Source organism: Crossiella sp. S99.2 (assembly GCF_023094165.1).
In the GTDB taxonomy this organism is placed as follows: domain Bacteria; phylum Actinomycetota; class Actinomycetes; order Mycobacteriales; family Pseudonocardiaceae; genus Crossiella.
Map to the genome: position 1 here is coordinate 196,224 of NZ_JALMDK010000004.1, position 24,611 is coordinate 220,834.

Annotated in this window: 25 protein-coding genes; 8 read left to right on the plus strand and 17 right to left on the minus strand. The window is 70.8% G+C overall.

The features are described 5' to 3' along the window. From MZC64_RS16715 to MZC64_RS16735, 5 genes are all read right to left on the minus strand, one after another. Entirely contained in the window at positions 1-912 is a 912-nt protein-coding gene (locus tag MZC64_RS16715) for a dihydrodipicolinate synthase family protein (RefSeq protein ID WP_247757627.1), read from the minus strand. A 1-nt stretch (position 913) separates the two neighbouring features. Continuing rightward, positions 914-2,230, minus strand: a complete 1,317-nt coding sequence (locus MZC64_RS16720; protein WP_247757628.1) for an FAD-dependent oxidoreductase — start codon at positions 2,228-2,230, stop codon at positions 914-916. After that, positions 2,230-2,493: a (2Fe-2S)-binding protein gene (locus MZC64_RS16725; RefSeq protein WP_247758276.1), complete on the minus strand. Its 264-nt coding sequence runs from the start codon at positions 2,491-2,493 to the stop codon at positions 2,230-2,232. Before MZC64_RS16725 ends, MZC64_RS16720 begins: the two co-directional genes overlap by 1 nt. 5 nt (positions 2,494-2,498) lie before the next feature. Then, on the minus strand, positions 2,499-3,764 hold the full coding sequence (locus MZC64_RS16730; RefSeq protein ID WP_247757629.1) for an FAD-dependent oxidoreductase: 1,266 nt from the start codon (positions 3,762-3,764) through the stop codon (positions 2,499-2,501). A gap of 72 nt (positions 3,765-3,836) precedes the next feature. Beyond that, complete coding sequence (locus tag MZC64_RS16735; RefSeq protein ID WP_247757630.1) at positions 3,837-4,391, minus strand: helix-turn-helix transcriptional regulator; 555 nt, start codon at positions 4,389-4,391, stop codon at positions 3,837-3,839. A 61-nt stretch (positions 4,392-4,452) separates the two neighbouring features. Here MZC64_RS16735 and MZC64_RS16740 point away from each other — a divergent pair, with 61 nt between their 5' ends. From MZC64_RS16740 to MZC64_RS16750, 3 genes are all read left to right on the plus strand, one after another. After that, positions 4,453-5,421, plus strand: coding sequence for a phosphotriesterase (locus tag MZC64_RS16740; RefSeq protein WP_247757631.1), 969 nt, complete (start codon positions 4,453-4,455; stop codon positions 5,419-5,421). 68 nt (positions 5,422-5,489) lie between these two features. Then, complete coding sequence (locus MZC64_RS16745; protein WP_247757632.1) at positions 5,490-6,110, plus strand: M15 family metallopeptidase; 621 nt, start codon at positions 5,490-5,492, stop codon at positions 6,108-6,110. After that, the gene (locus tag MZC64_RS16750) at positions 6,107-7,390 is read left to right on the plus strand and encodes a tetratricopeptide repeat protein (RefSeq protein WP_247757633.1); all 1,284 of its coding nucleotides are present in this window, start codon (positions 6,107-6,109) and stop codon (positions 7,388-7,390) included. Before MZC64_RS16745 ends, MZC64_RS16750 begins: the two co-directional genes overlap by 4 nt. Before the next feature lie 141 nt (positions 7,391-7,531). Here MZC64_RS16750 and MZC64_RS16755 read toward each other — a convergent pair whose 3' ends face one another. Genes MZC64_RS16755 through MZC64_RS16770 form a run of 4 tightly spaced genes read right to left on the minus strand, consistent with a single transcriptional unit; the run spans position 7,532 to position 11,257 of the window. After that, on the minus strand, positions 7,532-8,686 hold the full coding sequence (locus tag MZC64_RS16755) for an acetyl-CoA C-acetyltransferase (protein ID WP_247757634.1): 1,155 nt from the start codon (positions 8,684-8,686) through the stop codon (positions 7,532-7,534). Between the two features lie 23 nt (positions 8,687-8,709). After that, positions 8,710-9,336, minus strand: coding sequence for a TetR/AcrR family transcriptional regulator (locus MZC64_RS16760; protein ID WP_247757635.1), 627 nt, complete (start codon positions 9,334-9,336; stop codon positions 8,710-8,712). 14 nt (positions 9,337-9,350) lie between these two features. Then, positions 9,351-10,121 carry an SDR family oxidoreductase gene (locus tag MZC64_RS16765; protein WP_247757636.1) on the minus strand — a complete coding sequence of 257 codons (771 nt, stop codon included), beginning with the start codon at positions 10,119-10,121 and terminating at the stop codon, positions 9,351-9,353. Next, positions 10,118-11,257, minus strand: coding sequence for an acyl-CoA dehydrogenase family protein (locus MZC64_RS16770; protein ID WP_247757637.1), 1,140 nt, complete (start codon positions 11,255-11,257; stop codon positions 10,118-10,120). Before MZC64_RS16770 ends, MZC64_RS16765 begins: the two co-directional genes overlap by 4 nt. A 74-nt stretch (positions 11,258-11,331) precedes the next feature. Between MZC64_RS16770 and MZC64_RS16775 the strand changes: the two genes are divergently transcribed. The 5 genes from MZC64_RS16775 to MZC64_RS16795 are packed head-to-tail and all read left to right on the plus strand — an operon-like array spanning position 11,332 to position 16,723. Further along, positions 11,332-12,837 carry a FadD3 family acyl-CoA ligase gene (locus MZC64_RS16775; protein ID WP_247757638.1) on the plus strand — a complete coding sequence of 502 codons (1,506 nt, stop codon included), beginning with the start codon at positions 11,332-11,334 and terminating at the stop codon, positions 12,835-12,837. Continuing rightward, a complete protein-coding gene (locus MZC64_RS16780) occupies positions 12,837-13,664 on the plus strand; it encodes an enoyl-CoA hydratase (protein ID WP_247757639.1) in 828 nt (275 codons plus the stop codon). The genes MZC64_RS16775 and MZC64_RS16780 overlap by 1 nt, the downstream gene beginning before the upstream one ends. A 1-nt stretch (position 13,665) precedes the next feature. Next, the gene (locus tag MZC64_RS16785; RefSeq protein ID WP_247757640.1) at positions 13,666-14,793 is read left to right on the plus strand and encodes an acyl-CoA dehydrogenase family protein; all 1,128 of its coding nucleotides are present in this window, start codon (positions 13,666-13,668) and stop codon (positions 14,791-14,793) included. Further along, the gene (locus tag MZC64_RS16790; protein WP_247757641.1) at positions 14,790-15,743 is read left to right on the plus strand and encodes an acyl-CoA dehydrogenase; all 954 of its coding nucleotides are present in this window, start codon (positions 14,790-14,792) and stop codon (positions 15,741-15,743) included. Before MZC64_RS16785 ends, MZC64_RS16790 begins: the two co-directional genes overlap by 4 nt. Further along, positions 15,728-16,723, plus strand: a complete 996-nt coding sequence (locus MZC64_RS16795; protein ID WP_247757642.1) for an acyl-CoA dehydrogenase family protein — start codon at positions 15,728-15,730, stop codon at positions 16,721-16,723. Before MZC64_RS16790 ends, MZC64_RS16795 begins: the two co-directional genes overlap by 16 nt. On the opposite strand, the gene hsaB is transcribed toward MZC64_RS16795, so the two are convergent. Genes hsaB through MZC64_RS16835 form a run of 8 tightly spaced genes read right to left on the minus strand, consistent with a single transcriptional unit; the run spans position 16,692 to position 24,554 of the window. Further along, positions 16,692-17,234 carry a 3-hydroxy-9,10-secoandrosta-1,3,5(10)-triene-9,17-dione monooxygenase reductase subunit gene (gene hsaB, locus MZC64_RS16800; protein ID WP_247757643.1) on the minus strand — a complete coding sequence of 181 codons (543 nt, stop codon included), beginning with the start codon at positions 17,232-17,234 and terminating at the stop codon, positions 16,692-16,694. The genes MZC64_RS16795 and hsaB overlap by 32 nt on opposite strands. Then, positions 17,231-18,136, minus strand: coding sequence for an iron-dependent extradiol dioxygenase HsaC (gene hsaC, locus MZC64_RS16805; RefSeq protein ID WP_247757644.1), 906 nt, complete (start codon positions 18,134-18,136; stop codon positions 17,231-17,233). Before hsaC ends, hsaB begins: the two co-directional genes overlap by 4 nt. Position 18,137: 1 nt before the next feature. Continuing rightward, a complete protein-coding gene (gene hsaD / locus MZC64_RS16810; protein WP_247757645.1) occupies positions 18,138-19,007 on the minus strand; it encodes a 4,5:9,10-diseco-3-hydroxy-5,9,17-trioxoandrosta-1(10),2-diene-4-oate hydrolase in 870 nt (289 codons plus the stop codon). Then, the gene (gene hsaA, locus MZC64_RS16815; RefSeq protein WP_247757646.1) at positions 19,007-20,173 is read right to left on the minus strand and encodes a 3-hydroxy-9,10-secoandrosta-1,3,5(10)-triene-9,17-dione monooxygenase oxygenase subunit; all 1,167 of its coding nucleotides are present in this window, start codon (positions 20,171-20,173) and stop codon (positions 19,007-19,009) included. Before hsaA ends, hsaD begins: the two co-directional genes overlap by 1 nt. Beyond that, positions 20,170-21,222, minus strand: a complete 1,053-nt coding sequence (dmpG, locus tag MZC64_RS16820) for a 4-hydroxy-2-oxovalerate aldolase (RefSeq protein ID WP_247757647.1) — start codon at positions 21,220-21,222, stop codon at positions 20,170-20,172. The genes hsaA and dmpG overlap by 4 nt, the downstream gene beginning before the upstream one ends. Further along, positions 21,219-22,109, minus strand: a complete 891-nt coding sequence (locus MZC64_RS16825) for an acetaldehyde dehydrogenase (acetylating) (protein WP_247757648.1) — start codon at positions 22,107-22,109, stop codon at positions 21,219-21,221. The genes dmpG and MZC64_RS16825 overlap by 4 nt, the downstream gene beginning before the upstream one ends. After that, on the minus strand, positions 22,106-22,933 hold the full coding sequence (locus MZC64_RS16830) for a 2-keto-4-pentenoate hydratase (RefSeq protein ID WP_247757649.1): 828 nt from the start codon (positions 22,931-22,933) through the stop codon (positions 22,106-22,108). The genes MZC64_RS16825 and MZC64_RS16830 overlap by 4 nt, the downstream gene beginning before the upstream one ends. Next, complete coding sequence (locus tag MZC64_RS16835) at positions 22,920-24,554, minus strand: FAD-binding protein (protein ID WP_247757650.1); 1,635 nt, start codon at positions 24,552-24,554, stop codon at positions 22,920-22,922. Before MZC64_RS16835 ends, MZC64_RS16830 begins: the two co-directional genes overlap by 14 nt. Between the last annotated feature and the right edge of the window lie 57 nt (positions 24,555-24,611).

The following is a 24,611-nucleotide window of genomic DNA, read 5'->3' on the forward strand; positions in this document are numbered from 1 at the left end:
TCAGGCCGCCCGCAGCGAGTCGACGGCCCGGATCATGTCCGCGCGCAACCGGTCCAGCTGGGCGGGTGAGAGCGGGCCGCGGGGCGGGCGGCAGGGTCCGCCGTAGCGGCCGACGTGGTCCATGCCGTACTTGATGGCCTGCACGAACTCCACCCGTGAGTCCCAGCGGAACGCGGCCACCAGTGGTTCGTACAGCGCCCGCGCCTCGGCGAGTTTTCCTTGGGTGGCAAGCTCATACAGCCGGACCGACTCGGCGGGGAAGACGTTGGGGAACCCGGCGAACCAGCCGGTGGCGCCCATCAGCAGGCTTTCCAGCACGACGTCGTCGGCCCCGGCGACCACGGCCAGCTCGGGGGCCTGCTCGCGGATTTCCAGCACCCGCCGCACATCGCCGGAGAATTCCTTGACCGCCACGATGTTCTCGATCTGCCCGATCTCGGCGAGCAGTTCGGGGGTGAGGTCGACCTTGGTGTCGATGGGGTTGTTGTAGACCATCACCGGCAGTCCGGCCTTGGCCACCTCGCGGAAGTGGTGCAGCACCTCGGCCGGGTTGGCCCGGTACATCGTGGGCGGTAGGCACAGCACCCCGTGCGCCCCGTCCTCGGCGGCCAGTTCGGCCCAGTAGCGGGCCTGGTGCGCGCCGACGCCGTGCACACCGACCACGACGATTCCCTTGCCCCGCACGGCGTCCACCGCGGTACGGGCGACCACGCGGCGTTCGGCGTCGGTCAGCGAGGAGTACTCGCCGAGCGAGCCGTTGGGTCCGACGCCGCGGCAGCCGTTGTCCACGAGCCAGCGGCAGTGTTCGGCGTAGCGGTCCAGGTCGGGTCGCAGTCCCGCTGGCGCTGCGGCGTCCTCGGTGTAGGGCAGCGCGGTCGCCACGATCACGCCGTCCAGTTTCTCGGTGCTCAACTCAGCTCTCCTCCTCGTCTTCGACGGCCGCCAGATCCCGCAGGCGCACCGGAACAGCGATCGGCCGGTTCTGGCTGAACGGGGCGCCGGTGAGGTCACCGACGATCCGCCCGCAGATCCGTCCCTGACACAGTCCGAGTCCGGCTCGGCTGACGAGCTTCACGGCCCGCATCCCCAGCGCACCCTGTGCCACGGCGGCACACAAGTCGGACATCCGGACCTCTTCGCACCGGCACACCACGGTGTCCGCGGAAACCCAGTCCCGCCAACCGGATCGCACCGGATAAGCGGTCGCCAAAGCCCGCCCGAACCGCCGCCCGGCCCGCACCCGCCGCAGCGCGTCCCGGGGCACGGCAACCGCCCGCCCGACTCGCGCGGCGGCCGCGTATCCCGCCACGGTCCCTTCGGCTGCGGCGGGCCCGGCCCCGGCGATCCCGGTCACCTCTCCGGCCGCGAACACCCCGGCGACGGAGGTCCGCTGCGCCGGGTCGACGACCACGGCCCCGTCCTCGATCCGGCACCCGGCCGAGACGGCCAGTTCAAGCTGCGCGGTGAACCCGAATCCCAGACACACCGCGTCAACCTCAACAACCCGCTCGCTCCCGGCGACCACTCGCCACTCCCGGTCCAGCCGGGCCACCGTGACCGCCTCAACCCGCGATTCCCCGTGTGCCGCAACAACAGCGGACCCGAACCGCACCGGCACCCGCCGCCGGGCCAACATCGCTCCATACCCCGCCAGTTCCCCCACCTTCCCCAGCGCCCCCACCGGATCCCGCCGCCACCCCCAAGAGCTGCCAACGGAATTCGCCTCCGCCACCTCCGCGACCCGAGCCCCCACCTCAACCAAAGACCGCGCCACCGGCAACAGGAACGGCCCGGTCCCGCCAACCATCACTCGCCGTCCCACCGCAATTCCCTGCCCCTTGGCCAGGGCCTGCGCGGCCCCCGCCGTGTACACCCCCGGCAAATCCCAGCCAGGGAACGGCAACACCCGGTCGTATGCCCCGGTCGCGATCACCAGCGCCGCAGTGTCCACAGTGGACATAGCTCGGCCCGGCGCGTCAGCGGCCCCGGTCTGCAACCGGACCCGATGCCCACCCGCCACGGTTTCCACGGCCCACACCGAGGTCTCCGGCAGCCACTCGATCAACGGATGCGCCGGCACCCGCGCCGCCCGCAACCCCGACTGCCGCCGGTACTGCCCACCCACCGCGGCCCCGGAGTCCACCAGCAACACCGACGCCCCAACGGAAGCCGCCGCCCAAGCCGCCGCCAACCCGGCGGGTCCGGCCCCGACCACCACCACCCGCGACATCAACAGTCCTCCGGAAGCTCGGCCCCGCACTGCACCCGAACCACATCCCCGTCCGCGACCCGCCGCTGACAGGCCCGCACATCAGGCACCCCGTTCACCACGACCAGGCAGTCAAAACAGACCCCGATCCCGCAGAACACCCCACGTGGCCGCCCATCCCGCCGCGTGCTCCGCCAGGAAGTCCGCCCCAGCCCCAGCAACACCCCGGCCACGGTCTGCCCAGGCGCCGCCGCCACGCGAACCCCGTCCACCTCAACCCAGATCCCGCTCACCCGAGCACCGCCGCCCGATCCACCCGGAACGGCCGCGGATCCACCCGGGGTGCGCGGCCCAACACCAAGTCCGCCAACAGTTCCCCGGTCGCCGGGGCCAACCCGATCCCCGCTCCCTCATGCCCGGTGGCGTGCCACAACCCCGGCACCCGCGGATCCGCCCCGATGATCGGCAGATGGTCCGGCGCGTAGGGCCGGAACCCGCCATAAGCCCGCATCACCGGCACCTCGCCGAGTACCGGGAACAACGCCATTGCCTTGATCGCCAACTCCCGCAACACCCGCACCCGCAACGATTCGTCGAACCCGACCCGCTCCCGGCTGGACCCGATCAACACGGTCCCGCCCCGGGTCGACTCCACCACCGCCGAGGTCTGCAAGGCCGCGTCGCCACTGGCCACCGCGCCCACGTAGTCCCCGTCGTAAACCTTGTGCCGCACCACTTCCGGCAACGGCCCCGTCACCAGGACCATGCCCCGCCGCGGCAACACCCGGATCGGCGCACCCACCGCCGTCGCGAACTCCCCGGCCCACGGCCCGCACGCGTTGACCACGGCCTCGCACCGGATCACGCCTTCGGAAGTCAGCACCCCGCCCGGCGCCAGTCCGAGCGCGGTGACCCCGGAGCGCACCGGAATCCCGCGCAGCAAGGCGGTCGCCACCAGCACGGGCTGTACCTGGGCGTCCTCCGGGTAGTGCACGGCGCCGGTGGCCCGCCGCGTCAGGTGCGGCTCCAACTCCCAGGGGTCTTCGACCACCCGGGCATCCACGCCGGCCGCTCGCTGCGCCGCCGCGAACTCGAACAACGGCCCAGGGTCCCGGGTGGCGACGGTCAGCCCGCCTTTGGCCTCCCACTCGACCCCGGCCAACTCGGCCAGCGACACCGCGTCAGCCGCGGAGCCCGGCGCAGCCGCCAGGCCCACCCGAGCTGCCCCTGCCACCGCCCCAGCGACGTCCGGCCCACCGGCCGATCCCGCCCCACCCACTGGGCCGCCGCCGGCCGCGTCCGCCCGCCGGGCCCGCTCCGCCGCCCCCAGCTCCGCCAGCACCCCCGGCCACAACCGCCGGGACTCCACCGCCAGCTCCAGCTCCGGCCCCGGCGCCTTGTCCGAGACCAGCACGTTCCCTTCCCCCGCCGCGGTCGTCCCCGAAGCGGGCGCGCCCCGCTCCAGCACCAGTACCCGCAACCCGGCCCGCCGCAGCGCGTACGCGCACGCCGCCCCGATCACCCCGGCCCCGACCACCACGACGTCCGCCGCCACACCCACCTCCCATCGTTCAGTAAAATGAACGAATCCGAGGCTAGGTCCCGGACCGGTCGCCGTCAACGGCGGCTACTCCGGCGGATGTTCCAGGAGCAGCACCGACCGCACCTCGCCGTCCACCGCCGCGTACTGGTGCGGGGTGCCCGCGCGGAACCGCACGTAGTCCCCCGGGCCGATCTCGTGCACCCGCCCGTGCACTGTCACCCGGAGCGTCCCGGTCACCACGGCGGTATGTTCAAACCCAGGGTGACCAGCGGATTCCTGCACCACGCCCGCTCGCACCCGCTGGTCGTAGACCTCCACCACCGCGCCGCCGTGCTCGATCCGCCGCAGCAGGCGCAGATCAACTGCCTCGCCGCTGAGCACCTCCAGGTCGGCCGAGCGCACCACCACCACGTCCGGGTCGGCCTGTTCAGTCAGCAAACTGGAAACCGGGACATCAAGAGCGTTCGACAAACTGAACACCGTCTCGATGGTGGGGTTGCCCGAACCGGACTCCAGCTGGGAGAGCGTGCCCTTGGCGATGCCGGATCGCCTGGCCAGTTCGGACAGTGAGATGCCCAGGGCCTCCCGCCGTTCCCGCAGGTTCGCGCCCAGCACCTGACCGGCCCGCTGACTCGTCATACCGCCTCCTCCACCGTGCGGCCCATCGCACCACACCTGCCCGCCTGGTATGCAGGAGGACATGCCAACCGTGCACACCGTCGGCGGCGCGAAGGACCCGGACCAGCTCGGTCGCACCCTGATGCACGAGCACGTGTTCGTCCAGAACCCCGAGATCATGGCCAACTATCCGCACCTGTGGGACGAGCCGGCCGAGATCGACAACGCGGTCACCCGGCTGCAGGCCCTGCGCGACACGGGCATCACCACGATCGCCGATCCCACCGTGCTGGGCCTGGGCCGGGACATCCCGCGCCTGCTCCGGGTGGCGGCGCGGGTGCCGGACCTGACGATCATCGTCGCCACCGGCCTCTACACCTACCGCGACGTGCCGCTGACCCTGCACCACCGCGGCCCTGGCACCACTTTGGGCGGCGAGGACCCGCTGATCCCGCTGTTCCTGCACGACCTCACCGAGGGCATCGCCGGCACCGGCGTGCGCGCGGCGTTCCTCAAGTGCGCCGCCGACATCCACGGCCTGACCCCGGAGGTCACCCGGGTGCTGCACGCGGTCATCGCCGTCCACCACCGGACCGGCGCGCCGATCACCGTGCACACCAGCGTCACCAACGACACGCCACTGGAAGTCCAGGCCCTGCTCAAGGCCGAGGGCGTGGACCTGTCCAGGGTGGTGCTCGGCCACGTCGGCGACAGCACCGACCTGGATCTGCTGAAACGCCTGGCGGACAACGGTTCCTACCTCGGCATGGACCGTTTCGGCCTGGACCTGGCGATCACCGCCGAGCAGCGGATCGAGACCGTGCGGGCGCTGTGCGAAGCGGGCTACGCGGAGCGGATGGTGCTGTCCCAGGACAGTTGCAGCCACATCGACTGGTTCCCGCCCGGCGTCAAGGAACACATGCTGCCCAACTGGCGCTACGACTACCTCAGCGACACCGTCATCCCCGCCCTGCTGGCCCAGGGCGTTGCCCAGTCGGCCATCGACCAGATGCTGATCACCAACCCCCGCGACTACTTCACCCCCGCCTGATACGCATATCGTCGGCATATCAAAAACCGCATACGGGCTGACAACACCGCGCTGCCTTCACTGGCCGTATGACCCTCGGCGAATCAGCACGAACGGCACCCCGCCGGACCCGAACGGCAATCCTGGTCAGCCTCGCGATCGGCGGCGCGGCGCTTCTTGTTTTCCTCATCCAGCTGTGGCCGTCCGCATCGACCATCGACGTTCCCCATGGGGACAAACATGGTCCACCTGGCCTCACCATGGCCGACGGTTCGGTCCCGGACGGCGTGACGGTCTTCGCCAACGACGTTCCGGCCGTGACCAAACTCAATCCCGCGCTGCTCGACGCCGTGCGGAAAGCCGCGAAGGACGCTGAGGAGAAAGGGATCCAGTTCGTCGTCAACAGCGGCTGGCGTTCCCCGGAACACCAGGAACGACTACTCCGCGACGCGATCTCGAAGTACGGCTCGAAAAAGGAGGCCGCCCGCTGGGTGGCCACCGCGGAAACCTCGCTGCACGTCTCCGGCGACGCGGTCGACCTCGGACCCGCCAAAGCCACCACGTGGCTGGCCAAGCACGGCGCCGAGTACGGGCTGTGCCAGATCTACGGCAATGAGCCCTGGCACTACGAACTGCGCCCCAAAGCCATCAGGAACGGCTGCCCACCCCAGTATCCCGACCCCACCAAAGATCCGAGGTTGCAGCGATGACCAGTGAGTTCGACAGACGTTCGGCATTGCGCGCGATGGCCGTGCTGGCCGGTACCGCCGCGGCCGCACCGCTGCTGGGCGAGTCGGCCCTGGCCCAGACCGGCCCTGGCGGTGACGCGGACGCCCTGTTCAAGGCCGGGAAGTTCGACCAGGCCGGCCGCGCCTACGAGGAAATCCTGAAAACCGATCCCGGCAATGTGCGCGCCGCCCGCCAGCGCGGCTATGTGGGACTGCTGTCCAACAACTTCCCCGACGCCGAGAAATACCTCACCGCGGCGATCGCACTGGCACCGCAGGACAAAGACGCCAACCGGCTGCTGGCCGACTGCTATATCCGGCAGGACAAATTCGCCCTGGCCGCACCCCGCTGGCAGGCGGCAGGCCACGAAACCACCGCCAAGTTGTTCGCGGCATTCCGCGGTCAGCCGTACCAGATCCACGGCGACAGCGCGCGGGTGCCATGGCGGCAGCTGGACCCGGTGCCGCTGGTGGAGGCATCAATCAACGGCGGCCCGCCCAAGAAGCTCTCGTTCTACACTCGCGTCGGGCCGCTGAACCTGTCGGAGAAAGCCGCCGGCGAAGCCGGACTGCAGGCCGTGGCCAAGGAACAGCTCGAGTTCGAGGGCAAGCTCGTGTGGAGCTACTACGGGGTCCTGGACTCCTTCAGGCTGGGCGACCTCGAACTGCGCAACATCCCCGTCCGCTGGTCCGACGGCGAGGCCCGCACCGGCGCGGACGGATTGATCGGCACCTGGATCCTGTACCACTTCCTGACCACCATCGACTACGCGGGCCGGTCCCTGATCCTGCGCCGCCGAACCCCCGACACGGCCAGGCAGGCCCGCGCCGCCGCCGAACGAGCGGGCGCCGAGCCCCTGCCGCTGTGGCTGGCCCGCGAGCACCTGCTGTTCAGCAAGGGCAGCGTCACCGACTCCGGAGCGCGGGTGGCGGGCCTGAACATCGGCGGAACCGGCGAGATGCTCGCGGGCATGACCCAGGAAACAGCCAAGCAGCTGCGGGTCCGCACCGACCACGACCGCCCGCTGGAAACCTCGGCCGGCGGCCAATTCCTCACCACCTACCCCTGCTACCCGAAGGAAGTCCGCCTCGGCAACGCCGTAGCCCGGGACAGCTACTGCTACGCGAACGACCAGCCCGCCCTCGGCCGCGAAGGCTTCGACGTCCTGGTCCACTTCTCCCACTCCTTCTACAAGCCCTACAACATCACCCTCGACTTCACCGCCATGACCATCCACATAGCCCGAGGCCCCGCCACCTAGCCCCCACCCCACCCGCGTGTTGGCCGTTGTCGTACGGGGTTTTGGCCGCTCTCGTACGAGTTGGGCCAACTGGTACGCCCGCTTGGGCAAAATCGGCGTACCAGTTGGGCCAACTCGGCGGAGGGTTGGTGTGGCGCTTGGTTAGGGGAGGCGTTCGATGATGGTGACGTTGGCTTGGCCGCCGCCTTCGCACATGGTTTGCAGGCCGAAGCGGCCGTTGGTGCGTTCCAGTTCGTTCAGCAACGTCCCCATCAACTTGGTGCCGGTGGCGCCGATGGGGTGGCCCAGGGCGATGCCGCCGCCGTTGACGTTGACCTTCTCCCACGGGGCCTTGACCTCGCGCATCCAGGCCAGCACCACGCTCGCGAATGCCTCGTTGACCTCGAACAGGTCGATGTCGTCCACGGTCATCCCGGCTCGGCGCAGCGCGTGCCGGGTGGCCCGGATCGGGGCGGTCAGCATCGCCACCGGGTCCGCTCCGCGCGCGGACAGGTGGTGTACCCGGGCGCGGGGCTGGAGTTTGTAGCGGCGGACGGCTTCTGCCGAGGCGACCAGGATGGCGCTGGCGCCGTCGGCGAGCTGGCTGGACAGGGCGGCGGTGATGCGGCCGTTCTCGCGCAGGGGTTTCAGGCCGGCCATCCGGTCCAGGGTGGTGTCCGCGCGGGGGCCCTCGTCGTCGGAAATCCCGTTGCAGGCCACGATCTCGCAGTCGAAGCGGCCCTCGGCCCTGGCCGCGATGGCCCGCTGGTGGCTGGCGAGGGCGTACTCCTCCATCTCGACCCGGCTGATCTCCCAGCGCAGCGCGATGTGGTCGGCGGCCCGGAACTGGGACAGCTCCTCATCGCCGTAGCGGTGCGCCCAGCCCGGTGACATGGCGGTCGGGGTCGGATCGCCGAACTGCTCGCCCACGGTCATCGCCGAGCCGATCGGGATGCGGCTCATGTTCTGCACCCCGCCGGCCACCACCAGGTCCGCGGTCCCGCTCATCACCGCCTGGGCGGCGAAGTGCAGGGCCTGCTGGCTTGATCCGCACTGCCGGTCCACGGTCACCCCTGGCACCTGCTCGGGGTAGCCGGCGACCAGCCACGCGGTGCGCGCGATGTCCCCGGCCTGGGCGCCGATGGTGTCCACGCAACCGAACATCACATCGTCCACTTCGGACGGATCGGCGCCGGTGCGCTCGAACAGCGCGGTGATCACGTGCGCGCCCAGGTCCGCCGGGTGGATGGTGCTGAGTCCGCCGCCGCGGCGGCCGACCGGAGTGCGTACTGCGTCGATGAGGTACGCCTCGGGCACGGAACTCTCCTCCTTCTGCTCACCTACGCCTTGCGGACGGGACGTCGCCGGGTGGCGATGCCGTCGAGCAGGATGCCGAGGTACTGCCGGGCCACGTCCTGCGCGGACAGCGGGCCGTCCGGCCGGTACCAGTGCACCGCCACCCACACGGTGTCCCGGACGAACCGGAACACCAGCTCGACATCCAGGTCCGGCCGGAACACTCCGGCGCGCACCCCGTCCTCCAGGATGCCGACCCACAGTTTGCGGAATTCCACGTTGTGGTCGCCGAGGTAGCCGAACCGTTCCTGCTGGGCCAGGTATTTGGCCTCGTTCTGGTAGATCGCCACCTCGGCGTGGTGCGCATCGATGCACTCGAAGGAGCTGATCACGACCTGTTCCAGGCGTTGCCGCGGGCCGAGGTCGGTGGCGGTGATCTCCCGGTAGCGCCCGAACAGCTCGTTCAGGAACCCGGTGAGGATCTCGTCGGCCATCGACTCCTTCGAGTCGAAGTGGTGGTACAGGCTGCCGGAGAGGATCCCGGCGGCGTCGGCGATGTCGCGGACCGTGGTCGCCCGGAACCCGCGTTCGGCGAACAGCGTCGCGGCCAGCGCGAGCAGTTCGGCCCGGCGCTGCGATCCGCCGGTGTCGGGGGCACGTCGTGGGGTCACGCGGTTCTCCTTGGTCACGGGTGCTGGCTGCTCACCGACAGCACCTCGCCGGTGAGGTAGGTGGCGTAGTCGCTGGCGAGGAAGATCATGACGGTGGCCACCTCCCAGGGCTGCGCCGCCCGGCCGAACGCCTCCCGCCCGGCCAGTTCGGCGAGCAGCTCCTCGCTGGTCACCTTGGCCAGGAAGGGATGCGTGGCCAGGCTGGGCGCGACCGCGTTGACCCGGATGCCGTGCTGGGCCACGTCCAGCGCGGTGCACCGGGTGAACGCCATCACGCCCGCCTTCGCCGCAGCGTAGTGGGCCTGCCCGGCCTGGGCGCGCCACCCGATCACCGAGGCGTTGTTGACGATGGCACCGCCCTCGCCCTGCTCGACCAGCAGCCGCAACGCCGCCCTGGTGCACCGGAAGGTCCCGTTCAGCGTGACGTCCAGGACCCGCTGCCACTGCTCGTCGCTCATCTCCAGGATCGACGCGGTGCCGCCGAGCCCGGCGTTGTTGATCACCACGTCGAGTCGTCCAAAATGGACAGCCGCACCGGTGAACAGGTTCTGCACCTGGGATTCTTCGGTGACATCGCAGGGAATCCCGGTCACCCGGTCACCGTGGTCGGCGGCCAGCCGCTCGACCGTCTCGGCGAGTCGCCGCTCGTGCCAGTCGCTGACCACCACCGCCGCGCCCTCCAGGAGGCAGCGTTCCGCGGCGGCCGCGCCGATCCCGGTGCCCGCGGCCGCGGTGACCACCGCGACCTTCCCGGTCAGCAGCCCGTGTCCCTCGGGTGGTTTCACGGCCGAACCTCCTTGGGCAGCCCCAGAATCCGCTCCGCGATGATGTTGCGCTGGATCTCGTCCGAGCCGCCGTAGATGGTGTCGGCGCGGCTGAACAGGTACAGCCGCTGCCACCGGTCCAGGTCCGCCGGCGCGGTCAGCCCGGCCGCGCCGCGCACCGCCATGGCCAGCTCGCCGAGTCCGCGATGCCAGCGGGACCAGCACAGTTTGGCCACCGACGCCTCGAATCCGGTGCGTGGCCCGGACATCGTGCGCACCGCCTGCGCCCGCATGACCTCCAGGCCGATCCACGCCCTGGTCACCCGTTCCCGGATCGCCGGATCCGCCAGCGCACCGCAGTCCCTGGCCAGTTCCACCAGCGCGGTCAGCTCCCGCCGGAACCCGACCTGCTGACCCAGGGTGGCCGCGCCGCGTTCCACGGTCAGCGTGCCCATCGCCACCCGCCAGCCGTCACCCGGTTGGCCCACAACGAGTTCCGCGGCTGTGCGGGCTTCGTCGAAGAAGACCTCGTTGAACTCGGCGGTCCCGGTGAGCTGCCGGATCGGCCGCACCCGCACCCCCGGCTGGTCCATCGGGATCAGCAGATAGGACAGTCCGGCCTGCCGCCGGGAGCCTGGTTCGGTGCGCACCAGCGCGAAACACCACTGGGCCAGATGGGCCAGCGAGGTCCACACCTTCTGCCCGTTGACCACCCACTCGTCGCCGTCCCGGCGCGCGGTGGTGCGCACCGCGGCCAGGTCCGACCCGGCCTCCGGTTCGGAATAGCCCTGGCACCACAGCTCCCGCACCGCGGCGATGCCGGGCAGGAACCGTTGCCGCTGTTCGGGTGAACCGAAGGCGATCAGCGTGGGCCCCAGCAACTCCTCACCCACATGGCTCACCCGGGCCGGGGCCTCGGCGCGCGCGTACTCCTCGTGGAAGATGACCTGCTCGGCCAGGGACAGTCCGCGGCCACCGTGTTCCACCGGCCAGCCCAGGCAGGTCCAGCCGGCCGCGGCGAGGTGCCGGTCCCAGACCAGCCGCTCCTCAAAAGCCTCGTGTTCGCGACCCGGCCCGCCAAGACCGCGTAACGCGGCGAACTCGCCGGTCAGGTTGGTCGCGAGCCATTCCCTGACCGCACAACGGAACGTATCCATGTCGGCCTCCAGGCTTCTCAAGGCGCACCGACCTGCGTAGGCTAGCCTACCAAGCACTTGCTTGGAGGTGTTCGGTGAATCCCAGCACCATCCCCGCGGCGTTGCACTCGGCGGCGCAGCACTTCGGCGCGGCCGAGGCCGTGGTGGACGGCGCGACCCGCTGGAACTTCACCGGCCTCCTGGACCGGGTGCGCGCGGCGGCCGGGGTGTTCCTCGGCGCGGGCCTGCAGCCGGGCGACCGGGTGGCTGTGCTGGGGCCGAACACCGCGCACTGGATAGTGGCCGCGCTCGGCGCGTTGTACGCAGGGGGCACCCTGGTCCCGCTCAACACCCGGTTCACCGCAGCGGAAGCCCTGGACGTGCTCACCCGCAGCGGCGCGAAAGCCCTGGTGGCCACCGAGGAATTCCTCGGCGTCGACCGCCTGGCCGAACTGCGCCGCGCCGGACTTCCAGGGGAACTGCGCACCGTGCTGCGCATCCCGGTCGACTCCGCCGCCCCGGCCCCTGACCTGGCCCGCTCGCCGGTTCCGCCGCACGCGGTGGCGGCGCGGGCGGAATCGGTGCGGGACAACGATGTCAGCGACATCCTCTACACCTCGGGCACCACCGGCCGCAGCAAGGGCGCGATGAGCGCGCACCACCAGTCCCTCGGCGTGGCCGTGGCCTGGGCGCGACTGGCCGGGTTGCGCACGGGCGACCGCTACCTGGTGGTGAACCCGTTCTTCCACAGTTTCGGCTACAAGATCGGCATCCTGGCCGGCCTGCTCACCGGCGCGACCCTGGTGCCCCAGGCCGTGTTCGACCCGGCCGGCACGGTCCGGCTGATCGAGCGGGAACGGATCACCGTGCTGCCCGGGGCGCCCACGATCTACCAGTCGTTGCTGGACCACGAGCACACCGCGGACCTGTCCACGCTGCGGCTGGCGGTCACCGGCGCGGCCGTGGTGCCGGTGCGCCTGGTCGAGCGGATGCGCACCGAACTGGGTTTCGACACCGTGCTCACCGCGTACGGGCTGACCGAGGCGGTGGTGGCCACCATGTGCCGGCCCGGCGACGACCCGGTCACCGTGGCCACCACCTGCGGTCGCCCCGCCGCCGGATTCGAGCTGCGACTGGCCACGAATGGCGAGGTCCTGTTGCGTGGCCCCAATCTGATGCTCGGCTACCTGGACGACCCGGTCGCGACGGCGGCCGCGATCGACGGCGACGGCTGGCTGCACACCGGCGATATCGGCCGCCTGGACGAGCGCGGCTGTCTCACCATCACCGACCGGCTCAAGGACATGTACATCAGCGGCGGGTTCAACGTGTACCCGGCGGAGATCGAGCAGGCCCTGGCCGAACTGGCCGGGGTGTCCGCCGCCGCGGTGATCGGGGTGCCGGACGAACGGCTCGGCGAGGTAGGCCGCGCCTTCGTGGTGCCTGGTCCCGGCGTCGCACTGTCCACTTCGGACGTTCTGGAGTTCTGCAAGGAAAGGCTGGCCAACTTCAAGGTGCCGCGATCGGTGGAGTTCCGGGATTCCTTACCCAGGAACGCTTCCGGCAAGGTGCTCAAACAGCGGTTGCGCGAGGAGAGCTGATGGTGGTCGAGTACGTCCGCAAGGACGCGGTGGCGGTCGTGACGATGAACCGCCCGGAGTACCGCAACGCGCAGAACTCGGCGATGACCTACGCCCTGGACGAGGCGTTCGCCCGCGCGGTGGACGATCCCGAGGTCAAGGTGATCGTGCTGGCCGGGTCCGGCGAGCATTTCTCCGCCGGGCACGACATCGGCAGCCCCGGCCGGGACGCGGACACCGCCTTCGACCGGAAAGCCGTGCTGTGGTGGGATCACACCGACCGCGAAGGCGGGGATCGGCGCTATGCCAGGGAGATGGAGGTCTACCTCGGCATGTGCCGCCGCTGGCGGGAGATCCCCAAGCCGGTGATCGCGATGGTGCAGGGGGCGTGCATCGCGGGCGGGCTGATGCTGGCCTGGGTGTGCGATCTGATCGTGGCCTCGGAGGACGCGTTCTTCGCGGATCCGGTGGTGCGGATGGGCATTCCCGGGGTGGAGTACTTCGCGCACCCGTGGGTGCTGGGTCCGCGGGCAGCGAAGGAGGTGCTGTTCACCGGTGACCGGTTCAGCGCGGCCCGCGCCTACGAATGGGGCATGGTGAGCCGGGTGGTGCCACGCGCCGAACTGACCGAGGCCACCTTCGCACTCGCCGAGCGAATCGCCAGGATGCCGCAGTTCGGCCTGGCCCTGACCAAACGCGCGGTCAACCAGTGCGAGGACCTGATGGGTCAGCGGGCCGGTATGGACTCGGTGTTCGGCCTGCACCACCTGGCACACGCGCACAACGCCGAGACCAGCCCCGACGCGCTGGCCGGACTGGACGCCAAGTCGATGCGAGCGGACAGCTGAGGTGGACCTGACCCTGGACGCCGAAGCCCGCGCTTTCCGCGCCGAGGCAACGGAATGGCTCGCCGAACACACTCCGTCTCGGCTGCCTTCCCTTGACACCGCCGAGGGTTTCGCCGCACACCGCGAGTGGGAACACACCCTGGCCGAGGCCCACTGGTCGGTGGTCAGCTGGCCGCGGGAGTTCGGCGGCAGGGAAGCGAGTCTGCTGCACTGGCTGCTGTTCGAGGAGGCGTACTACGCCGCCGGCGCCCCGGCCCGGGTCAGCCAGAACGGCATCTTCCTGTTGGCCCCCACCCTGTTCACCCACGGCACCGATGAACAACGCGACCGCCTGCTGCCCCCGATGGCCCGCGCTGAGCAGGTCTGGGCCCAGGCCTGGTCCGAACCCGAGGCGGGCAGCGACCTGGCCGCGATCCGCAGTCGCGCAACGAGAACGACCGGCGGCTGGCTGCTTTCCGGTCAGAAGACCTGGAGTTCCCGGGCCGCCTTCGCCGACCGGGCCTTCGGCCTGTTCCGCACCGACCCGGACGCACAACGCCACCGCGGTCTCACCTACTTCCTGTTCGACCTGCGCGCGCCCGGCGTCGCCGTCCGCCCCATCGCCCAGCTCGACGGCGAACCCGGCTTCGCCGAGGTCTTCCTGGACGAGGTCTTCGTCCCGGACGCCGACGTGCTGGGTCAACCGGGCGACGGCTGGCGGGTCGCGATGAGCACCTCGGCCAACGAACGCGGACTGTCCCTGCGCAGCCCCGGCCGCTTCCAGGCCACCGCCCGCAAACTCGTCGCGCTGTGGCAGCAGACCAAGAACCCCGTGCACCGCGACCGGGTGGTGGACGCCTGGATCGGCGCCCAGTCCTACCGCCTGCACACCCTGGCCACCGTCACCCGCCTGTCCGAAGGCGGCGAACTGGGCGCGGAATCCAGTGTGGGCAAACTGTTCTGGTCCGACCTGGACCTGTCCCTGCACGAGACCGCCCTGGATCTCCTTGGCAGCGAAGCGGAACTGGACGGTGACTGGCTGCGCGGCTGGCTGTTCGCGCTGGCCGGACCGATTTACGCGGGCACCAACGAGATCCAGCGCACCGTGGTCGCGGAACGCCTGCTCGGCCTCCCCCGGAGCCCTCGATGAGATTCGCCCTCACCCCGGAACAAAGCCAGTTCGCCAAAACCCTGCATGCCGCCCTGGAGTCCACAAAGGACCCCTGGCCCACGCTCATCACCCTCGGCGTCCCCGCCCTGCTCATTCCCGTCGAACACGGCGGTCTGGGCGCGGACCCGATCGACCTGGTGGTCGCCATGGAAGAGCTGGGCCACCACGCCGTGCCCGGACCGCTCACCGACACCCTGGCCGCGCTCCCGGCCCTGCTCACCGACCTCGGCCAACCGGAGCTGCTGGCCGAACTGGCCGCCGGAACCCAGGCGTCGCTGGCGATGCCGCCGCACGCTCCCCTCGCGCTGACCGCCACGCGCTACTTCCACCTCGACCAGGACACCCTCGCCACCGCGACACCGACACCCCGCCCCAGCCCCAACTCCGTCGCGCCCCGCTCCCCACTGTCCTCTGTGGACCCGCACCGCCATCTACACCAGCTCACCCCGACCACTCCCCTCACCCAGGGCCCTGCGGTCCGCACCGCCGCCGCTCGCGCGTTCAACCTCGCCACCCTGGCCACCGCCGCCCAACTGCTCGGCGCGGCCAGGGCCATGCTCGATCTCACCGTCGCGCACGCCAAGGCCCGCACCCAGTTCGGCCACCCCGTCGGCGCTTTCCAGGCTGTGCAGCACCGCCTCGCCGACACCCACGTCGCCCTGGAACTGGCCCGCCCGCTGACCCACGCCGCCGCCCTCACCGGCACCGCCCGCGATGTCTCTGCCGCCAGGGTGGCCGCCGCCGATGCCGCCCAGCGCGCCGCCCGCACCGCGCTGCAACTGCACGGCGCGATCGGCTACACCCAGGAATATCCGTTGAGCCGCTGGCTCACCCTGGTCCGCGCCCTGCACACCAGCTGGGGCACCCAGGACCACCACCGCGGCCGGGTGCTGGCCGCGCTCACGGAGGACTCATGGACCTGGGACTGACCGAGGATCAGCTGGCCCTGCGTGCCACCATCCGCACGGCACTCTCCCGAGGTCACCGGGACATCGACCTCGGACTGTCCATTCCGGACAGCCACGGTGGTCAGGGCGGCGGTCTCGCCGAGGTCGCCATCGCCCTCGGCGAACTCCGCCTCACCCCCAACCCGCTGCTCAGCTCGACCCTGGCCGCCCAGGCGATCCTGGCCACCGGCAACCCCGAGGCCCAGGCCCGTCTGCTCCCCCGCATCGCGGGCGGCGAACCGGCCACCCTCGCCTGGACCGACCACAAAGGACACTGGACAGCCCCGGCCTGCAGCTACGATGGCGCCCTGACCGGCGCCGCGCACTACGTCCTCGACGGCGACCTCACCCTGGTTCTGGCCCGGACAGCCGCCGGCCCCGCGCTGTTCCTGCCACGAACCTGCTCCCGGGTCGACGCCAACGCCCTGGACCCCACCCGCCCACTCGGCACCATCCACTGCGCCAGCGTCCCAGCCGACTGCCTCGGCCCAGTCGACCTCGACCGGCTCCGCGACCAGGCTTGTGTGCTGCTCGCCTACGAACAGGCCGAGATCGCCGCCGAGGCCCTGGCCCGCACGGTCGACTACGCCAAGTCCCGAATCCAGTTCGGCCGCCCGATCGGCTCCTTCCAGGCGATCAAACACCGCCTCGCCGACCTGCACCTCACCGTGGAGACCGCCCGTTCGGCCGCCGCGTCCGCCCTGCACGCCCTGGCCAGCCCCACCGAACTCCCGCGTTACGCCGCACTCGCCAAGGTGCACTGCTCGGAAGCACTGTCCACAGTGGCCGGTGAGATGATCCAGCTGCACGGCGGCATCGCGATCACCTGGGAACACGACGCGCACCTGTTCTTCAAACGCGCGCACGGCAGCGCCCACCTGTTCGGCACTCCGGCTCAGCACCTGGACCGGCTCGCCGGACTCCTGGATCTCACATCCAGTCGGTCGGCCGCGACCAGGTGAACACCGAGTCCAGGTGCCCTGGCGACTCGCCGCCGCCGTCGGTGGCCGCGTACCGCCCGCGGTAGAACAGCAGTGGCCGCCCGTCGCTGACCGGTCCCAGCTCGCGCACCTCGCCGACCACGATCACGTGATCGCCGGCATCGTGCTCGGCCCGCACCTCGCAGTCCACCCAGGTCAGCACCCCGGCCAGCAACGGCGATCCGCTCCCGGCCGGATTCCAGGCCACCCCGGCGAACTTGTCCGGTCCACTGCGACCGAACACAGTGGACAGTCCCTGCTGATCTTCCGCAAGCATATTCACGGCGAACACCCCGGCCTGCCGGATCAGCGGCAGCGACCGTGCGGACCGCCCGGCGCAGAACAGCACCAGCGGCGGGTCCAGGGACAACGCGGCGAAGGACTGGCAGGCGAACCCGACCGGTCCCGGCGCGGTCACCACCGCCACCCCGGTGCAGAAGTGGCCGAGCACCGCGCGGAACCGGTCCGCGGTCAGTCCGCTGTGGACGGTCACGACGGTGGCTGGCCGATGCTGAAGTCGTGACCCCACAGGCTCACCGCCGTGCTCTCCCTGGCGATCCAGTTCTCGTCCTCGACCTGCCTGCCCTCGCAGCCGTACTCGACGTCGAACCCGCCTGGGGTCTTCATGTAGAAGGACAGCATGAGGTCGTTGACGTGCCTGCCCAGGGTCGCCGACATCGGCACCTTGCGCCGCAACGCCCGGTCCAGGCACAGACCCACGTCGTCGGGTTCCTCCACCTCGACCATCAGGTGCACGATCCCGGACGGAGTGGGCATCGGCAGGAACGCCAGGCTGTGGTGCCGCGGGTTGCAGCCGAAGAACCGCAGCCAGGCCGGCTCGCCATCGGCCGGCCGCCCGACGAGTTGCGGAGGCAGCCGCATCGAGTCCCGCAGCCGGAAACCCAGCACATCCCGGTAGAAGGCCAGCGCCGCCGCGTCATCGTGGGTGGAGAGCACCACGTGCCCAAGTCCCTGTTCGCCGGTGACGAACCGGTGGCCGTACGGGCTGACCACTCGCCGGTGTTCCAGCGCCGCGCCGTGGAAGACCTCCAGAGTGTTCCCGGACGGGTCCTCGAAGCTGATCATCCCGGTGACCCGCCGGTCCGCCAGTTCCGCCTTCGCCGCCGCCTTCACCGGCACCCCGGCCGCGTCCAGCCGGTCCGCGACCTCGGTCAGCTCGGCCTCGTTGGCGACCTCCCAGCCCGCGGCGGCCAGCCGGTCGCGCTCACCGGGCAGGATGACCAGGCGGGCCGGGAAGTCGTCCATGCGCAGGTACAGCGCGGCCGGGTCGGCGCCCTTGCCCTCGACCATGCCGAGCACCTTGAGGCCGAACTCGCGCCACTTCGGCAGGTCGGTGGCCTCGATGCGCAGGTATGCCAACGATCGGATGCCCATCTCAGTCCTCCCCGAGGAAGTCCAGTGCCAGCCGGTTGAACTCGGCGAACTTCTCCAGCTGCGCCCAGTGCCCGCACCGCCCGAACACGTGCAGTTGGGCCCGCTGGATCAGCTTGAGCGGCAACAGCGCGCCGTCCAGTGGGTTGACCCGGTCCTCCCGGCCCCACACCAGCAGCACCCGCTGCCGCAGCCGATGCGCCTCCCGCCACAGCATGCCGTCCTCATAGCTGTCCGGCCTGCCGAAGGACTTGCCCATCGAGGCCATGGCGCGCAACGACTCCGGCGTGCTCGCCACCGCGAACCGCTCCTCCACCAGTTCATCGGTGACCATCGCCGGGTCGAAGACCAGGGTGCGCAGGAACTCGGCGAGCTTCTCCCGGCTCGGCCCCGGCGGCGCGCCGAAGCGGGCCAGCTTCTTGACGCCTTCGGTCGGGTCGGGCGCGAACACGTTGAGCCCCAGCCCACCCGGCGCCATCAGCACCAGTCGCCCGGCCCGCGCCGGATGCCGCAGCGCGAACCGGACCGCGGTACCGCCGCCGAGGGAGTTGCCGAGCAGGTCCGCCTTGCCGATCTCCAGGTGATCCAGCAGTGCCAGCAGGGCATCGGCGCTGAAGGTGAAGTAGTGCCCGGTGATCTCCGGCTTGGCCGAGTGCCCGAAACCGGGCTGGTCCAGCATGATCGTGCGATGCCGGTGGGCGAACACCGGCAGGTTGCGGCCGAAGTTGCTCCACGAACTCGCCCCTGGTCCGCCGCCGTGCAGCAGCACCAGCGGCGGGCCGTCCGCGGGTCCGGCCTCGTGGTAGTGCAGCCGCAGCCCGCCGACCTCGGCGTAGCGGCTGGTGGACTCGAAACTGAGCACCGAGGCGGTCATCAGAACATCCCGTCTCGCACCGGGATGCCCAGCTCGTGCTTGCCGAACATCACCAGCGCGCGTTCCAGATCGTTGGCCGCGTGCGCCCGCGCGGCGTGCGCGTCCCGCCAGAACCGCGGGATCGGCAGCCCGTTGTTGATCGCCTTGCCACCCGCGGACTCGAACAGCCGGTCGATCGCGGCGATCGCCCGCCCGGTGCCCATCACCTGGTCCCGCCGGGCCCGCAGCCGCAGCGTCACCGGGATCCGCTCGTTCGCGGCGATCAACGCCAGCTCTTCGTCCACAGTGGACCGTAGTTGCAGCCAGGCCGCGTCGATCTCGCCCGCCGCCTCGGCAATGCGCACCTGGGCGAATCCGTCCTCGGCGGCCTTCTCCCCGAGGTAGGCGGCCCGGATCCGGGCCCGGGTGTGCCCGACGTGCGCCTCATACGCGCCGCGGGCCATGCCGATGATCGGCGCGGTGATCGCGAACGGGTGCACGGTGCCGTAGGGCAGCCGGAAGATTGGCTCCGGGTTGACCTCCTGGCCGGGGCACACGCATTTGGCGGTGTGGCTGAAGCTGAGCGTGCGGTGCTCGGGCACGAACACGTCCTCCACCAGGATGTCGTTGGACCCGGTGCCGCGCAGGCCGACCGTGTCCCAGACGTCCACAATGGAGTAATCGGCGATTGGCAACAGGAAGGTCCGGAAGTCCACCGGTTTGCCCTCCGGGCCGATCACCAGGCCGCCGAGCAGCACCCAGGTGGCGTGGTCGCAGCCGGAGGAGAAGCTCCACCGGCCGCTGAACCGGAACCCGCCGTCCACCGGGGTGGCCCGGCCGGCCGGGGCGTAGGAGGAGGAGGCCAGGGTGTCCTCGCTCTCGCCCCACACCTCCTGCTGGGCCCGGTCGTCGAACAGGCCGATGTGCCATGGGTGCACGCCGAGCACCGAGGCCACCCACCCGGTCGAGCCGCAGGCCGAGGCGAGCTGGGTGACCGCTTCGTAGAACACCACCGGGTTCGCGGCCGCCCCGCCGTAGCGGGTGGGTTGCAGCAGTTTGAAGAAGCCGTTCTCCTGCAACGCTTTGATGGACTCGGCGGGAATGCGGCGCAGGTCCTCGGCCTCCTGCGCCCGGTCCCGCAGCGCGGGCAGCAGCTCGCGGACGGCGGCGGTCACCTGCTCGGTCATGAGACGATCCCGTTCTCTCGCTGGAGTTCCAGGGCGATGTCGATGAGCTGGTCCTCCTGGCCGCCGACCAGCTTGCGCGCGCCGGCCCTGACCAGGATCTGCGCGCCCGAGACCTGATGGCGGCGGGCCAGGTCGTCGGCGTGCTTGAGGAAACTGGAGTAGACGCCGGTGTAGCCCATCACCAGGGCGAGCCGGGAGAGCAGGCATTCCTCGGGCATGGCCGGGCGGACCACGTCCTCGGCGGCGTCGGTGATGGCGAAGAAGTCGATGCCGGTGTGGAATCCGAGCTTGTCGGCCACCCCCACGAACGCCTCGGTGGGGGTGTTCCCGGCCCCGGCGCCGAACCGGCGGGCACTACCGTCGATCTGCCGGGCGCCGGCCCGGACCGCGGCCACCGAGTTGGCCACCGCGAGCCCCAGGTTCTCGTGCCCGTGGAACCCGACCTGGGCGTCATCACCGAGTTCGGCGACCAGCGCGGCCACCCGGTCGCTGACCTGTTCCAGGACCAGCGCGCCCGCCGAGTCGACCACGTACACGCACTGGCAGCCGGCATCGGCCATGATCCGCGCCTGTTTGGCCAGGACTTCCGGTGGCTGGGAGTGGGCCATCATCAGGAATCCGACGGTCTCCAGACCCCAGTCGCGGGCCAGCCCGAAGTGCTGGACCGAGATATCCGCCTCCGTGCAATGGGTCGCGATCCGGCAGATACCGGCGCCGTTGTCCCTGGCCGCGAGAATGTCGTCGGTGACGCCGACGCCCGGCAGCATCAGAAAGGCGATCTTGGCCTGGGTCGCGGTCTCGGCGGCGACCCGGATGAGGTGCTGTTCGGGGGTGTGGCTGAAGCCGTAGGCGAAGGAGGAGCCGCCGAGGCCGTCGCCGTGGGTCACCTCGATCACCGGCACCCCGGCCCCGTCCAGCGCGGCCACGATCGCGCGCACCTCCTCGGGGGTGAACTGGTGCCGCTTGTGGTGCGACCCGTCCCGCAGCGAGGTGTCCGTGACCCGAACTGTGACGATGCTCGACTCCGCAAGCGAGTCTTCGGAAATCATCCCCGCACCTCCGCGAGCTGCTCGCCGACCCTGGTCGCCGCGGCGGTCATGATGTCCAGATTTCCGGCGTAGGGCGGCAGGAAGTCACCCGCGCCTTCGACCTCCAGGAACACCGTCACCCGCGCCATGCCACCGGTAGCCGGACTGGGATCGTCGTACTGGGGTTCGTTGAGCAGCCGGTAGCCGGGCACGTAGCCGGCGATCTCCGCGGCCATGGCCAGCACCGAGGCGGTGATCGCGGCCCGGTCGGCGTACTCCGGGATGGCGCAGAACACGGTGTCCCGCATGACCATCGGCGGATCGGCCGGGTTGAGCACGATGATCGCCTTGCCCCGTTCCGCACCGCCGATCCGCTCGATGCCACGCGCGGTGGTGCGGGTGAACTCGTCGATGTTGGCCCTGGTGCCGGGTCCGGCGGAGACCGAGGCGACACTGGCCACGATCTCGGCGTAGCGCACCGGCACGATCCTGGACACCGCGTGCACCATCGGAATGGTGGCCTGCCCGCCGCAGGTGGTGAGGTTGACGTTGCCCGCATCCCGGTGCTCGCCCAGGTTCACCGGCGGCACCACGGCGGGGCCGAGTGCGGCCGGGGTCAGGTCGATCGCGGTGATCCCGGCCTCGGCGTACCGCGGCGCGTTGGCCCGGTGCACGGCGGCGGAGGTGGCCTCGAACACCAGCTCGGGCAGTTCGGGCTGGGCCAGCAGCCAGTCCGCGCCGTCGGCGGAGGTGGCCAGGCCCAGGTCGGCGGCCCGTTTGAGCCCTGGACTGTCCGGGTCTACCCCGACCATCCACTGTGGACTGATCATCGGCGACCGGAGCAGCTTGTACAGCAGGTCGGTGCCGATGTTGCCGGAGCCGACGATGGCGGCGGCGGCCTTGGTCATGCCTGGCCCTCCTGGAACGTCGCCGAAGACTTGCTTGCAGAGTCGAGCATTGTCAGGGACACGGTGCCGAGTCCGGTGAAGTCGGCGTGGAAGGTGTCGCCGGGACTGGCGTCGTAGGCCCGGGTGCAGGAGCCGGGCAGCACCACGTCCCCGGCGCGCAGCCGCACACCGAAGCCCGCCACCTTCCCGGCCAGCCAGGCCACCGCGGTGGCCGGATTGCCCAGCACCGCGTCACTACGGCCCTTCGCGAGGACCTCGCCGTTGCGGGACAGGCTGGCCCAGATCCCTTTGATGTCCACATGGGACGGTGGCACTCTGGCCGCGCCGAGCACGAACGCGGCCGAGGAGGCGTTGTCCGCCACCGTGTCCGGCAGGCTGATCCGCCAGTCGGTGATCCGGCTGTCGATCAGCTCGATGGCCGGCGCGAGTGCCGCGGTCCTGGCCAGCACCTCCGCCTCGGTGCAGCCGGGCGGCAGGTCCTCGCCGAGGATGAAGGCCACCTCGACCTCCACCCGCGGCTGGCAGAACCGTCGCGGGTCCACCGGCACGTCCTCGGCCAGCGCCATGTCGTCCAGGAGGTGCCCGTAGTCCGGTTCGGTGACACCCATCATCTGCTGCATGGCCGCGGAGGACAGCCCGACCTTGTGCCCGAGCACCCGCCGTCCCGCGTCCAGGCGCCGCCGGATGTTGAGCAGCTGGATCTGGTAGGCGTCCACCACGTCGATGCCGCGGTGACTGCGGATCAGCGGGCTGATCGGACTGCGCCTGGTTTCGGCCGCGCGCAACAACTCCGCGGCGTCGACGCGCTGGTCAGCGGTGAGCACCGGACCTCCTGGTGGCGGCGAGGTGGGCTCCGGCGCGGCGGCCGGAGAACACGCAGTCGGCCAGGGACAGGCCGCTGACGTAGGAACGCGAGCAGAGGCCGACCGCGGAACGCCCGGCCGCGTACAGGCCGGTGATGGCCGAGCCGTCCGGCCTGCGCACCGCCCCAGTCCGCTCATCCACGACCAGTCCGCCCAGTGGCAGCATCGGGCACGGGTTGAGCCGGTTGCGGATCGACATGTCCAGCAAGGAGAACGGCGGGCGAAGTTCCCTGGACAGCTCGGCGGGCCGTCCGGTCGGATCGGCGGCCCGGCAGCGCACCCGGTCCTGGTGGGCTTGCACGGTGGCGCGCAGTCCGGCCGAGTCGACCCCGGCGCGCGCGGCCACCGATTCCAGGGTCGGCCCGGTGACCCGCGCGGCGAGCTGGGCGTAGGCCTGAAGTCGTTGGAACCACAGTGCTTGCCGCGGCACCTGACGGCGGGCCTCGGCCAGGATCGCCGCGTCCACCAACAGCCAGCCGCGCCCGCGGTGCCTGCTGATCAACGCCTCGCCGACGGCCGCGCCATAGCGGGACTCGTCGATCACCCTGGCCCCGTCCCGATCCACCAGCAGCCCGGACAGCAACGCGCTGGGCGGACTGAGGAAACGCCAGGCGGAGACTCGGTCCAGCAATCCGGTAGCCGCCCCGGCCTCGACGCCGAGCCGGATGCCGGAGCCGTCATCCCCAGGCGTGCCAAGGGCAAGTCCACCGCGGTGGTCCGGCGCGTGCTCGCGCAGCATCTCCCGGTTCTCCGCGAACCCCCCGGCCGCGATGATCACTCCGGCGGTGGCGCCGATCCGGATTCGCCTGCCGTGCCGCCGTTCCAGCCCGGCCGCCTGCGCGTGCAGCACCCGCCGCAGCCACGGCAGGTACACCCCGGGTTTGGCCGCGTACCGGCTCAGCACCCGGTGTGCGAACCGCACCCAGCCCGGCGCGCGGTCCAGGGTCCGGCATTCCACCCCGGTGACCCGCCCGCGTTCGACGATCAGTCGGCGCGCGGTGGTCTGGGTGCGCACGCGCGCGCCCTGGCAGCGCACGGATTCGGCCAATGCGGTGAACAGCGTGGCCCCCGAGGTACCGGGTCCCTTGGCGCGGTGGCCACGCGGTGCGGGCACGGCGTAGCGGCGGAAGGCCCCGGAGTTCTCGCTGCCGGAGAAGTACAGGTAGTAGCGGTTGTCCGGGTAGGAGGTCTTGTACGGGCACAGGCTGCCCTCGAACGGCACGCCCTGGCGGCGCAGCCACTCCAGGTGTTCGGCGCTGGTGGCGCAGAAGCGGCGCAGGGTCTCCGGGGAGACCGCGTCGCCGACCTCTTCGCGCAGGTAGGCGTGCATCGCCTCGACCGAATCGCCGACCCCCGCCGCGGCTTGGATCTTCGTGCCGCCACCGGCGTAGACCACGCCACCGGAGATCGCGGTGGTGCCGCCGCCACTGAACCGGTCCACCACCAGGACGTCCGCGCCACCGGCCGCGGCCTCGATCGCCGCACACGCGCCCGCCGCACCGAACCCGAGAACCACTACCTCGGCACGGTCGTCCCAGGCGGTGCCAATGCTCGACCCTGCAAGCAGGTCATCGGTCGACACAGCAGCCTCCCGAAGCGTGTGTGCAACACGTTCTCTTCGCTCGATCGCAGCAATCTA